General features: G+C 56.5%; 11 protein-coding genes. 7 read left to right on the top strand and 4 right to left on the bottom strand.

The window, feature by feature from the left end; translation table 11 throughout:
* Nucleotides 1-47: 47 nt before the first annotated feature.
* Nucleotides 48-1,724: a 30S ribosomal protein S1 gene (gene rpsA / locus E2H86_RS20030; RefSeq protein WP_133330971.1), complete on the top strand. Its 1,677-nt coding sequence runs from the start codon at nucleotides 48-50 to the stop codon at nucleotides 1,722-1,724.
* 187 nt (nucleotides 1,725-1,911) lie between these two features.
* On the opposite strand, the gene E2H86_RS20025 is transcribed toward rpsA, so the two are convergent.
* From E2H86_RS20025 to E2H86_RS20010, 4 genes are read right to left on the bottom strand one after another with little or no spacing between them, the layout of a single operon-like run.
* Nucleotides 1,912-3,222 carry a nucleotide sugar dehydrogenase gene (locus E2H86_RS20025; protein ID WP_133330969.1) on the bottom strand — a complete coding sequence of 437 codons (1,311 nt, stop codon included), beginning with the start codon at nucleotides 3,220-3,222 and terminating at the stop codon, nucleotides 1,912-1,914.
* Nucleotides 3,223-3,257: 35 nt separating this feature from the next.
* Nucleotides 3,258-4,235 (bottom strand): glycosyltransferase, encoded by a 978-nt coding sequence (locus E2H86_RS20020; RefSeq protein WP_133330967.1) that lies wholly within the window; start codon nucleotides 4,233-4,235, stop codon nucleotides 3,258-3,260.
* Between the two features lies 1 nt (nucleotide 4,236).
* Nucleotides 4,237-5,373: a hypothetical protein gene (locus E2H86_RS20015; RefSeq protein ID WP_133330965.1), complete on the bottom strand. Its 1,137-nt coding sequence runs from the start codon at nucleotides 5,371-5,373 to the stop codon at nucleotides 4,237-4,239.
* Complete coding sequence (locus E2H86_RS20010) at nucleotides 5,370-6,140, bottom strand: phosphotransferase (RefSeq protein ID WP_133330963.1); 771 nt, start codon at nucleotides 6,138-6,140, stop codon at nucleotides 5,370-5,372. Before E2H86_RS20010 ends, E2H86_RS20015 begins: the two co-directional genes overlap by 4 nt.
* 359 nt (nucleotides 6,141-6,499) lie before the next feature.
* On the opposite strand from E2H86_RS20010, the gene ihfB reads away from it, so the two are divergent.
* From ihfB to E2H86_RS19980, 6 genes are all read left to right on the top strand, one after another.
* Nucleotides 6,500-6,799 (top strand): integration host factor subunit beta, encoded by a 300-nt coding sequence (ihfB, locus tag E2H86_RS20005; protein WP_133330961.1) that lies wholly within the window; start codon nucleotides 6,500-6,502, stop codon nucleotides 6,797-6,799.
* Between the two features lie 20 nt (nucleotides 6,800-6,819).
* The gene (locus E2H86_RS20000; protein WP_133330959.1) at nucleotides 6,820-7,083 is read left to right on the top strand and encodes a lipopolysaccharide assembly protein LapA domain-containing protein; all 264 of its coding nucleotides are present in this window, start codon (nucleotides 6,820-6,822) and stop codon (nucleotides 7,081-7,083) included.
* A 98-nt stretch (nucleotides 7,084-7,181) separates the two neighbouring features.
* Nucleotides 7,182-8,594 (top strand): MBL fold metallo-hydrolase, encoded by a 1,413-nt coding sequence (locus tag E2H86_RS19995; RefSeq protein ID WP_133330957.1) that lies wholly within the window; start codon nucleotides 7,182-7,184, stop codon nucleotides 8,592-8,594.
* Between the two features lie 218 nt (nucleotides 8,595-8,812).
* Nucleotides 8,813-9,862: an LPS O-antigen chain length determinant protein WzzB gene (locus tag E2H86_RS19990; protein WP_133330955.1), complete on the top strand. Its 1,050-nt coding sequence runs from the start codon at nucleotides 8,813-8,815 to the stop codon at nucleotides 9,860-9,862.
* Nucleotides 9,863-10,427: 565 nt separating this feature from the next.
* Nucleotides 10,428-11,651: a lipopolysaccharide biosynthesis protein gene (locus tag E2H86_RS19985; protein WP_133330953.1), complete on the top strand. Its 1,224-nt coding sequence runs from the start codon at nucleotides 10,428-10,430 to the stop codon at nucleotides 11,649-11,651.
* The gene (locus E2H86_RS19980) at nucleotides 11,651-12,631 is read left to right on the top strand and encodes an NAD-dependent 4,6-dehydratase LegB (RefSeq protein WP_133330951.1); all 981 of its coding nucleotides are present in this window, start codon (nucleotides 11,651-11,653) and stop codon (nucleotides 12,629-12,631) included. The genes E2H86_RS19985 and E2H86_RS19980 overlap by 1 nt, the downstream gene beginning before the upstream one ends.
* The last annotated feature ends 8 nt before the right edge of the window (nucleotides 12,632-12,639 follow it).

Here is a 12,639-nt window from a genome sequence, read left to right as displayed (position 1 = left end):
GAATGTGGCGATGGGCGTCTGTTTCGCCCGAATCTACAGGAATTAAAATGAGCGAAAGCTTTGCAGAACTCTTTGAAGAAAGCCTGAAAACCCTCAATCTTCAGCCGGGTGCAATCATCTCCGGTATCGTTGTCGACATCGACGGCGACTGGGTTACCGTACACGCTGGCCTGAAGTCCGAGGGCGTCATCCCGCTCGAGCAGTTCTACAACGAAGCTGGCGAGCTGACCATCAAGGTCGGTGACGAAGTTCACGTTGCGCTGGACGCGGTCGAAGACGGCTTTGGCGAAACCAAACTGTCCCGTGAAAAAGCCAAGCGCGCCGAGTGCTGGATTGTTCTGGAAGCAGCTTTCGCCGCCGAAGAAGTGGTCAAGGGCGTTATCAACGGTAAGGTTAAGGGCGGCTTCACTGTCGACGTTAACGGCATCCGTGCGTTCCTGCCGGGCTCCCTGGTTGATGTCCGCCCAGTGCGCGACACCTCCCACCTCGAAGGCAAAGAGCTGGAATTCAAGGTCATCAAGCTGGACCAGAAGCGCAACAACGTTGTCGTTTCCCGTCGCAGCGTGCTGGAAGCCGAGAACAGCGCCGAGCGCGAAGCCCTGCTGGAAACCCTGCAGGAAGGCCAACAGGTCAAGGGTATCGTCAAGAACCTCACCGACTACGGCGCATTCGTGGACCTGGGCGGTATCGACGGCCTGCTGCACATCACCGACATGGCTTGGAAGCGCATCAAGCACCCGTCGGAAATCGTCAACGTTGGTGACGAAGTCGACGTTCGCGTTCTGAAGTTCGACCGTGAGCGCAACCGCGTTTCCCTGGGTCTGAAGCAGATGGGCGAAGATCCGTGGGTAGCTATCACTTCGCGTTACCCAGAAGGTACTCGCGTACAGGCTCGCGTTACCAACCTGACCGACTACGGCTGCTTCGCTGAGCTGGAAGAAGGCGTTGAAGGTCTGGTACACGTTTCCGAAATGGACTGGACCAACAAGAACATCCACCCGTCGAAAGTCGTTCAGGTTGGCGACGAAGTGGAAGTCATGGTTCTGGACATCGACGAAGAGCGTCGTCGTATCTCCCTGGGTATCAAGCAGTGCAAATCCAACCCATGGGAAGACTTCTCCGGCCAGTTCAACAAGGGTGACAAGATCACCGGTACCATCAAGTCGATCACCGACTTCGGTATCTTCATCGGCCTGGAAGGCGGCATCGACGGTCTGGTTCACCTGTCCGACATCTCCTGGAACGAAACCGGCGAAGAAGCCGTACGTCGTTTCAAGAAGGGCGACGAGCTGGAAACCGTCATCCTGTCGGTCGACCCAGAGCGCGAGCGCATCTCCCTGGGCATCAAGCAGCTGGAAGACGATCCGTTCTCCAACTTCGTTGCTGTCAATGACAAGGGCGCTATCGTCAAGGGCATCGTGAAAGAAGTTGACGCCAAGGGCGCCATCGTCACCCTGGCCGACGACATCGAAGCCACTCTGAAAGCTTCCGAAATCAGCCGTGACCGCGTTGAAGACGCGCGTAACGTTCTGAAGGAAGGCGAAGAGATCGAAGCCAAGATCATCAGCGTCGACCGCAAGTCCCGCGTTATCAGCCTGTCCATCAAGTCGAAGGACGATGCTGAAGAGCGCGAAGCCATCCAGAGCCTGAAAAACGCTCCGGAAGCGGCTGCCGACACCACCATGGCTGCGCTGCTGCGCGAAGCTATGGCCAAGCAGAACTGAGTTCTGTTTGATCGGTAAAAAGGGGTGGCCTTCGGGCCACCCTTTTTTTTGTATGGGGTGTTTGTCTGATGGAGGTGCCTGTCTGGAGATGGGTGGTGGCGCTCGATATCCGCACCACCGCACCTCTGAAGCGAACCCCCCGGTGCCGCCACGCGGAAGCCCCTCAAAAGCAGCCGATACTGCTCTTCTACGCCTTGATCAAACTCGCCATTTCCCTTCGATAACGCCCACGGCTGTCGACGATCAATCGAGCGTTGTCGGCAATCATGTCATAGTCAAAGCGATCATGATCCGTCGCCAGCACCACCGCGTCGTACTCGGCAAGGGTTTGCGGGGTCAGCGCTACGCTCTCCATCACGAAATCGTAGATTCCATGGCCATGGAACGTCGGTACATGCGGATCGCTGTAAGCTGTGATCCCACCGCGCTGGCGAAGCAGTTTGATGATCTCCAGGGCTGGGGACTCTCGCATGTCGTCGATGTTTTTCTTGTAGGCGATACCGAGCACTAGCACCTTGCTGTTTTTTACGGGCTTACCATGCTCGTTGAGGCCATCCACCAACTTGTTCACGACATACTCGGGCATGCCTTGGTTTATTTCACCCGACAGCTCGATGAAACGGGTGTGCAGGCCATAGGCGCGAGCCTTCCAGGTCAGATAGAAGGGGTCGATCGGAATGCAATGACCACCTAGTCCTGGGCCTGGATAGTAGGGGGTAAAACCAAAAGGCTTGGTGGCGGCGGCATCGACTACCTCGAAGATATCGATCCCCATCTTGTCGGCAACGATCTTCATCTCGTTCACCAGGCCGATATTGACCGCCCGGTGGATGTTCTCCAGCAGCTTGGTCAACTCTGCTGCCTTGGTCGAACTCACCGGCACCACGCGGTCGATGGCGACCTGGTAAAGCGCGACACCGACTTGCAAACAGGCTTCTGTGGCGCCGCCGACCACTTTGGGAATGGTCTGGGTATCGAAGTGCTTGTTGCCCGGGTCTTCACGCTCTGGAGAATAAAGCACGAATACATCAGTACCCACGTTCAGACCTTGCTGGCAAATGCGCGGAATGATCTCTTCGTCGGTAGTGCCGGGATAGGTCGTGCTTTCCAACGAGACGACCTGGCCCGACCGCAGGTAAGGGGCAATGGCATCGGCCGTGTTGGTGACGTAACTGATATCCGGTTCGCGGTATTCATTGAGAGGCGTTGGTACGCACAGAATCAATGCATCGCACTCTGCTACTCGGCTGAAATCACAGGTTGCCCGGAAACCGGCCTGGCAGGCCTGACTGATGTCTTCGCCACGAATATGCTCGATGTAACTGAGTCCATCGTTGAGCATTTCGACTTTATGGGTGTCGATGTCCAGGCCCAACACTCTGAAGCCTGCGGCGGTATAGCGCAGCATCAATGGCAGGCCTACATAGCCAAGGCCGACGATGCCAATGACCGCTTCACGGTTGTCGATGCGGGCGATAAGGGTGGATTTTGCGTCCATTACAAATGCTGTTCCGTTATTGAAGTGCGGTGCGGTCAAGACCAAGTGAACACGCCCGGCAACCAGGCGGTGATGCGCTGGTACCAAGGGGTATTGCCGGCCGTAATGCCAAGGGCCGGCATGCGCAATACCTGGGCAAAGTCGGGCGTGCGCTGCGACAGGCGATGGCGCTCGCGTACCAGCGTCAGGCCATTGGCCGCGATACGGCGGAGCAACTCAGGGTCGTTTCGCAACTGGTGGTACTTGGCGAGCGCCTCGTCGAGGGTGTCGTAGTGCACCACGTTGTGCATGTCGACCAGGCCGAGGTGTTCGTCTTCGGAGGGTTGTCGCTTGGCCATCAGCAGGCAGCCGCAACCCATGGCCTCGAAGTTCTTGGCCATGTATTCGTTGAAGCCAATGTCGGCGCTAAGGAAGACGGCGATGCGATTGAGCAGTTGCAGATACTCGTCGGGCGTCTGGGTGCGCAGTGCTTGCAGCCCGCAGCGATCGGTCATGCGTTCGAGTAGGTGGCGGCGCTCGTTGTAGACCTGGCTCTTGGTGCGACCGATGAAGCCCAGCGGTATATCACGGGCGATGCCCAGATCATCCAGCACGGCATCGTCGTAGGCCTTGGGGATGCACCAGGCATCGATTCCGCGGGCCTTGAAATGGTCGCGCATGTGGTAGCTGGTGACGATGATGCGAGCGTTGCGCAGGCGTTTGAAGCCGGCGGCGAACTGGTTGTGGAACTTGCTCTTGGCGATCAGTTCCTGGCAAGCGTCCTCTTCATAGAACACCAGACCCTCGACCTGACTCAGGGCGTTGGCAGCTTTGCCCATGCGTCGCAGCGGCACATCGAAGAGGATCCGGTCCCAGGCGCTGAAATCGGTGCTCTTCAGGTAGGGTCGGATATCGTGAACCTGGGCCTTGCTTAGTTTATGTACATCGACCTGGGTGAAGTGAGTCTTCAAACCGGCGAACAGTGTGTCGAAGGACCGGGCACGCTCCTGCCGAGTGACGATAAGCAGTTTCATGTCAATGTCCTGCACTTGAAGTTGGAAGGCGGTAGTGGTGGCCACTCATCAATTGCTGGTAGTACAGCGTTTCGTCGAGATCGTCGGTACCGTGCAGCCAGTTCTGCTTGCCGTGGCGTTGCGATAACGACTTGCGTAGCTCGACCTTGATGTCGGCAACTGTGCCTGTCGGCAGCAGGCAAGTGATGACGGTGGCCGGAGCGCTCAAGGCGTACTGCTTCGCGGCCAGCCAATTGCCGCCCCGTGCCCACCACAGCAAGCGTTGGCGCTGATCGCCAGACAGTTGTTCGCGAGCCACGACGGTTCCGTGGCGGCTGAGCGTGTCGATGATCTCTTGTTCATGCCCTTGATCAGCGGTTTCCTGCCGCGTTACCAGCATGAACAGGTTGTCAGGTGTCTGTTCGCTGCTGGCCTGCAGGCGCTGGGCCTCCAATTCGAACAGTTGGGCCAGCCAGGCATCCTGGTCGGGCCAGCGCCGGATCAAGTCGAAGGGCATCGCCCAGCCCTGTTCATGCAACCAGAGATGGGCCTGCACCAAGCTGTCGATCGGCGGAATCGCCACGCCTTCGCGAGCGGCTTCAAGCAACAGGCGTTGACGGTAATCCTTCTTGGCAGGCAGCCGACTGGCCTCGCTATCACCGGGCTGCACGCGCAAACCACTGTTCTGCCGCTTGTGGTAAGTCAGGTGATAGGTCAGCGCTGGGATGTAGTCGGCGGGTGCAATGCGGTACCAACCGCGAGGGTCGTGCACGCGGGTGTCCAGCAGATGACGGGCCCGCACTGGAGGGTAATAGGGCATGTGGCGGTAGGACAGGCCGCTGCGACCGGAGTCGCTATAGATGTCGAACTTGACCTTGTTGGCTTTGCGGCCGAAGTTGAAGAACGGCATGGCTGCAGCGATGCGCGGCAGGGAGCCGTGCTGCACCAGGATATCGATATCGTCCGCCAACTGGCCGGACAGTACCTCGGGAACTTCGTCGTACCAGCGCAGCACGACGTAGGGAACATTCTCCCGAGCCAGGCCTTCGAGAAAGCGCGTGGGGTTGCGCAGGCGCAGGCTGAAGCCTCTGTCAGCCTTTAGTTTCTTGCGCCAGCGTGCCAGGCGCAGGCGCGCCAGCAGTTGCGTGAAAAGCTTCATTTGAATATCCGATAACGTTTGGCGCGGGACAACTCGACTTTCTTGCCCAGTGTGTAAGCGGCCAGCAGTTTGTGCGCCGTCGAGCCGAAGCTCTCGGCATTACGCTCCATCAAGTGATGGGCCCATTGGTCGAAGGCATCGCTTTCGATGGACTGCCTGGCCCATTTCTGGAACAGATAACCCAAGGAGTAGCTGTAGATTTCGCCTTTACGTGACTGGTCCCAGGCCATGTACTCGAAGTCGATGACCCGCACCTGGTCGTCTGCAGCGAGCATGAGGTTGCGGGTATTGAGATCCAGATGGAAAACCCCCGCCTGGGCCAGGCGTAGCAGCACCGGCTCGACGGCGTCCAGTGCCTGGAAGGGATCGTGCTGTAGCCGCTCGTGCAAGGTCTGGTGGCCGCTCAGGTAGGGATAGGCCACTACCTGCTGCTTGCACCCGAGAAGGGTGCGGTTCTCCAGGTATGCGCGGGTTGGCAGGCCGGGCAGCCCAAGCGCCTGGAAGCGTTCGGCATTGCTGCGCTCAGCCCAGCCATGACGCTGGCCATGCACGGGGCATTCGTGTTTCCAGCGAGCCCGCCAGCGCTGTTTGAAGCGACGGATGTTGAACACCTTGAACACCAGCGTGTCCTGGTCACCTACCCGGACCTGGGTTTCGTCGCTGCGTGGGTTGAGGAGGGCGAGGGTTTCGGGGTGATCGATGAAGCGGTTTAGCTCTTGCTGCTCAGTGGCAGAAAGATCCTCAGCGAGGAACATCGAAGTCAGCATGGGATGGGCACGTACTCGGAGCGCACGGCAATTGGCAAGATCGGAGGCATTGATCGAGCCAGAGCGCTCTAACATAGGAATATTTCATTGTTGTAACAGCTAGATACATTTTTCCTAAGTTAGTGAATGATGTCAAATTGATTGCATGGCAATTCCGCATCCCTCTCCACGGATCCTTAATTGTGTTAACCCGGGTGGTGATCTGGAAAAACCGCGTCGGCAGCCTGTGCATACCCAGCCGTGAACGTCTCGTTCTTGAATTTTTTTATTAAGTCAAGATCCACCCTGTTCAAATCCCGCCGAGCGTGCTACAACCTGATTAAGCAATGATCTAGCTGCTTGATAACGAAGGGAAAAACATGACGAAGTCGGAGCTGATCGAACGTATTGTCACCCAGCAGGGCCTGCTCTCCTCGAAGGATGTGGAGTTGGCCATCAAGACCATGCTTGAGCAGATGTCACAGTGCCTGGCAACCGGCGACCGCATCGAAATCCGCGGTTTCGGCAGCTTTTCCCTGCACTATCGCGCCCCCCGGGTAGGCCGCAATCCCAAGACCGGCCAGTCGGTCAGCCTCGAGGGCAAATTCGTCCCGCATTTCAAACCAGGCAAGGAGCTGCGTGATCGCGTCAACGAAGACGAAGCCGACCACGCACACTGACCGGGCAAAGGAGCAGAAACATGCGTAACCTCAAGCGCGCCTTGGCGGCGTTGTTCGTGCAGCTGTTGGCGGCTGTGGTGCTGTTCTTCGTGCTGGAAAACCAGCAGAGCGTTGCCCTGGTCCTGTTCGGCTGGACCGCGCCAGCAGTCCCCGTGGCCGTTGTGGTCCTCGCGGCACTTGTCGTTGGCCTCGCCATCGGTCCCTTGCTGGGCACCTACGCCTTCATGCGCAGCAAGCGCAAACTGCGCCGCAGCGCCCGGCAGGAAGCGCTGGCCAGCAGCTGAGGTCGATTCCTACAATCCGTTGAGATTTGCGCGCTGGGTTCACAGGCCGAGGAGTGGGGTAATGCTTGCCCGTTCCTCAATCGCCAAGGATCAGCGCCATGCAATTTCCCTCCCTTAGCCATCACGGTGGTGTTCGTGACGTCACCGGCTCCTGCCATCAACTGCACCTCGATGCAGCAACCAGCCTACTGATCGACTGCGGCCTCGAGCAGGGCGATGAGTCCGGCGAGCTCGGCTTCGATATCCAGGGCGTGCAAGCGCTGATCGTCACCCACGTCCACCTCGATCACATTGGGCGCATTCCGGCGCTGTTCGCAGCGGGCTTCCGTGGCCCCATCTACTGCAGCGAACCCTCAGCCAAACTCCTGCCGCTGGTGCTGGAGGATGCCTACAAGCTCGGCATCAGCCGCGAACCGGCCCATGTCGCGCGTTATCTTGAATTCCTGCAAGAACGCATCGTCCCGCTGCCGTTCGGCCAATGGCACGACGTCGTGCAGCGCGAGGGCCTGGGTTGCCGTATCCGTCTGCAGCGCGCCGGGCACCTGCTGGGTTCGGCCTATGTCGAGTGCGATATGGACCTGGGTGCTGAAAATACCCGCTATGTCTTCTCGGGCGACCTGGGTGCGCCGTGCAACCCCTTGCTGCGTCCAGTAGAGCCGCCAGAGCGAGCCGATGTGCTGGTGCTGGAGAGTACCTATGGTGACCGCCTGCATCCCGACCGCAGCCAGCGTCAACAGCAACTGGAGCAGGCGATCGACCGCGCGCTGGCGGATCGAGGCACGATACTCATTCCAGCCTTTAGCCTGGGGCGCACCCAAGAGCTGCTCTACGAGCTGGAAGACATCCTGCACCGCAAGGCGCTGCTAGGGGCCAAGGGCGCCGCTTCTGGCGACGATCCGCTGGATTGGTCCCAGTTGCCGGTGATTCTCGATTCCCCGCTCGCACAGCGCATTACCAGGGCCTACAAGGACTTGCATCAATACTGGCGCACCGAGGCCCGGGATAAACTCGACGAGGGCCGCAATCCGCTGGCGTTCGATCAGTTGGTGACTGTCGATACCCATGCCAGGCATCAGCAGGTGGTGAATTACCTCAAGAGCACCGGGCGGCCGGCGATCGTCATTGCCGGTAATGGCATGTGCTCGGGTGGACGGATCGTGAACTACCTGAAGGCCATGTTGGGGGATGGGCGGCATGAAGTGATGTTCGTGGGGTATCAGGCTAAAGGGACGCCTGGAGCGGTGATACAGGCGTGTGAAGGGGTGCAGGGGTTTGTGGCGGTGGACCTGGATGGGGAGCGGTATGAGGTGAGGGCCAAGGTGATGAGCTTGGCGGGGTACTCGGGGCACGCGGATCAGGCGGGGTTGGTGGGGTTTGCGATGGGACGGGGGAGGCCGGCGGGCAGGGTGGTTTTGGTGCATGGGGAGGAGGGGGCGAAGCGGGTTTTAGCGGGGGTTTTGCGGGAGCGTTATCGGATGATGGGGGTTGAGTTGGAGGTTGCTGTGCCTTAGCAGCCGTTTGGCGGAAGGGGTCTTGCCTGTCGGAAAATGAGGAACTTCTGCGCTCCGGTTTCCTCTATTACTGATTAATGATTAAGATGGCAGGCAGCGAGCGCCCAGCCGGACCACCACTGCGTCGAGTGTGGCGGGTGGCGGAAGGGATTGGGGGTTATGGCGTGCCATTTTCCAGAAACCTTGCAGACAGACGGATCTAAGGAAAAATAGAACAAATGCGCAGTGAACGTGAGCGCCTGAGCGGTGATGACGAGATTGATCTGTTTGAGCTGATTGCGGGGATTTGGAAGCACAAGGTGCTGGCGGTGGTCACGGCGGCCATCGTGACGGCGGGGGCAGTGGCCTACGCTTTCCTGAAGACACCAATCTATGAGGCTAAACTTTTTGTCCAGCCGCCGACACAGAATGATATTTCGCAGCTGAACTTTGGCCGCGGCGGGCAGACCGGCCTAGCAATGATGTCGGTCAGCGATGTGTATGGTGCTTATCTGCGCAATTTGCAGTCAGAGTCATTGCGCCGAGAATTTTTCCGCAGCTATTACTTGCCTAGCCTCTCAGCGGATGAACGTAGTGGGTCGCAAGACGCGTTGTATAGCGAGTTCCAAGAAGTATTGTCTTTAGGTGTTGCTTCGAAAGATGCGCCGACTCGTTACTTTATCAAGGTGAAATTGCCTAATCCCGAAGTGGCGGCTGAGTGGGCTACCCGATATGTTGAAATGGCGGGTCGCCGTGGGGTTGGCGATATTGTCAAAGATGTGAAGGCAGATGCTACGGTCAAGGCGAATAACCTTGAGCAGCAGATCAATGCAGCCCGTGAGAGTACGCGTAAGCAGCGTGAAGACAGAATAGCTCGCTTGACAGAAGCCTTGCGGGTGGCGAAATCGATTGGTCTTGAAAAACCTCCGATCATTTCCGCAGAGGTAGCAGCCGGGATGGAGGGGACTCTAACATATATGCGAGGCAGCAAAGCACTTGAGGCAGAAATTGAAAACTTGCGTGCTCGTTCGTCGGACGATCCGTTTGTAGCCAATCTGCGCCAGCGACAAGAAGCGCTAGCCTTTTATCGCACGTTGCAAATTGACAGTGGTGTGATTCAGGTCTACCGACAGGATGGTGCGCTTGAGTCGCCGGATAAGCCAATTAGTCCGAAGAAATCTGTAATTGTTGCTTTAGGAATCATGGCAGGCGTTGTATTAGGCCTACTGCTTGCATTTGTGCGTCACCTCATGACTCAGGTTGATGTGCGCAGGAAGCGAGAAGGCTAATACCTCTTACTTGTTGGTGGAGTCCAGTGCGAATGCCCAAAACTTTGGGATATGTTCGCGCTGGACGAAGCATTTTAGACCCTTGCTCAGCCTTGAATTGGCGCGGCGGGCGCGAGACAGAGTGAGTCATGGCCACCTCCGATGTTTTCTGAGCTGAAAGTGCTCAGTGAGAGTGAATCTGTTTGTTTCGGGCATGAGATTTCTATGTGTTTCGGAATGTAGCGTTTTTGACCGTATGAGAAAGGTATTTTTCAACTAATGGTTCATGGTCTGATTTTCAAGATTTTGCTTGCGGATGTTGCTAATGAGGACAGTATGCTGGTCTCGGGATATCTAGAATTTGATTTTGAACACTATTTTTAGTTTTTGATTCCAATTGTCGCTGACGAGGTTTCAAGAGGAATCGAACGCTTGATTTTGGGATGAATATGATTGATGTGAAATTTTCTGCGTTATCCTTCGCATACTCGCAATCGTGATGCTAGGCGGACGCAAAGTGGACGCTATCTCACAGCTTTTCAGTCGGCCTATCGTGCATCGGCTGACCAACGTCGGGTTGCGAGGTATGACTCTAACCAGCAAGTTTCTGCTGGTGCTTTTCCTTGCGAAATTTTTGGAACCTGCGGATTTAGGGCTTTATGGTCTAGTCGTGGCGAGTATCAGTTACGCGCTTTACCTCGTGGGGCTAGATTTTTACACGTTTACCACTCGAGAGATCATAAAGCGGAAAGGAGGCGATTGGGGGGATATCCTCAAAAGCCAAGTAGTGCTTTGTGCGATTCTCTATGTTGTGTTTCTGCCGCTGCTCAGCCTTTTGTTCTTTAGAGGCATATTGCCGCTCGGTCTGATGGGCTGGTTTTTTGTTTTGCTAGTGCTGGAACATTTGGCCCAAGAGTTAAACAGAGTATTAGTAGCCCTGTCGGCGCAGCTTGTTGCCAGCGTAGTGCTGTTCCTGCGTGCCGGTGCTTGGGCGATTGTCGCTGTTGCAGTGATGTTTATCGATACGCAAGCCCAGAATCTGCAGTTCGTACTGCTCTGCTGGACGGTGGGCGGATTGTCTGCGTGCATGGTTTCATTTTTATACCTGATGCGTTTGAACTCATCCGGTTGGCAGAGGGCGCTGGACTGGCGCTGGATTAAGATGGGAATTTGGGTTGCGGTCCCTTTTCTCTTGTCCACTCTTGCTACTCGAGGGATCTTTACCTTAGATAGGTACTGGTTGGAGCATTTGGCCGGATTGGAAGTGCTCGGAGCCTATGTACTTTTCATGAGTATTTCGAATGCCTTGATATCCTTCCTAGATGCAGGGGTGTTCGTTTATATCTACCCAACATTGATTGCAGCGCACAATAGCGGTCAGGTAACGGACTTCCGTTCTTGCATGCGTCGGTTGACTCAGCAGTGTGTACTGATTTGCATCGTCTTTAGCATAATCGCGGTCCTTCTGGTTCCCTACGTCATAGAAATGCTAGATAAACCCATCTATATGGCGCAGGCGTGGATGTTCCCCTGGGTGCTGCTGGCAACGACCATCTTCAGCTTGGGGATGATCCCTCAGTTCGGTTTGTACGCCCAAGGCAGGGACAAACACATCATCATGAGTCATATTGCTGGTTGTGCGGCCTTTGTGATGGTGGTGTTTGGATTATCGGGGCAATCGGCGGGAGGTGCGGTGCTTGCCGGTTTGGTGGTCGGATTTGGGTTGAGCACGGTCTGGAAGGCTCTGGCCTATGCGCTGCTCAGCCCGCCGGAATATTTGTTTTATAAAAGACACAAGCGAGTGGAATGATGAAAAAAGCTCTTGTCACAGGTGCAGATGGTTTTATCGGCTCTCACCTGACGGAATTGCTGGTTCGCGAAGGCTACCAGGTTAAGGCACTGTCGCAGTACAACTCCTTTAACTACTGGGGCTGGCTCGAGGATGTCGATTGCCTCGCGGACATTGAGGTACTGAATGGAGACGTGCGTGACCCCCACTACTGCAAGCACATCACCAAGGATGTGGATGTGGTGTTCCACCTTGCCGCGCTCATTGCTATCCCTTACTCATACGTCGCGCCGGATAGCTACGTCGATACCAACGTGAAGGGTACGTTGAATATCTGCCAGGCCGCACTGGAAAACGGTGTGCAACGGGTCATTCACACCTCTACCAGCGAAGTCTATGGTACGGCGCAGTATGTGCCCATCGATGAAAAACACCCCCTTCAGCCGCAGTCGCCGTACAGCGCATCGAAGATCGGTGCCGATGCAATGGCGATGAGCTTCTTCAATGCGTTCGACCTGCCGTTGACCATCGCACGACCGTTCAATACCTACGGTCCGCGCCAGTCGGCGCGTGCAGTCATTCCGACCATCATTAGCCAGATTGCCAGTGGCAAAAAGCAGATCAAATTGGGCGATGTGACGCCGACCAGGGATTTCAATTATGTTGCGGATACCTGCCGAGGTTTCCTTGAGCTGGCACGCTGCGATAAAGCGATCGGCGACACTGTCAACATCGGCTCGAACTTCGAGATCACTGTCGGCGACACGCTCAATCTGATCAAGGAATTGATGGGGAGCGATGTCGAGTTTCTTACAGACGACCAGCGGCTGCGCCCTGAGAAATCTGAGGTGTTCCGCCTGTGGTGTGACAACACCAAAATCAACGGTCTGACTGGCTTCAAGCCGCAATATTCGATTCGTGAGGGCTTGCAGGCCACTATCGACTGGTTCACCCGCCCGGAAAACCTGGCCAAGTACAAAGCTGATATCTATAACGTTTGAGGCCTCCC

The sequence above is a fragment of the Pseudomonas putida genome (assembly GCF_004357765.1).
Taxonomy (GTDB): Bacteria; Pseudomonadota; Gammaproteobacteria; order Pseudomonadales; family Pseudomonadaceae; genus Aquipseudomonas; species Aquipseudomonas putida_U.
This window is presented reverse-complemented; position numbering and strand designations above follow the sequence as displayed.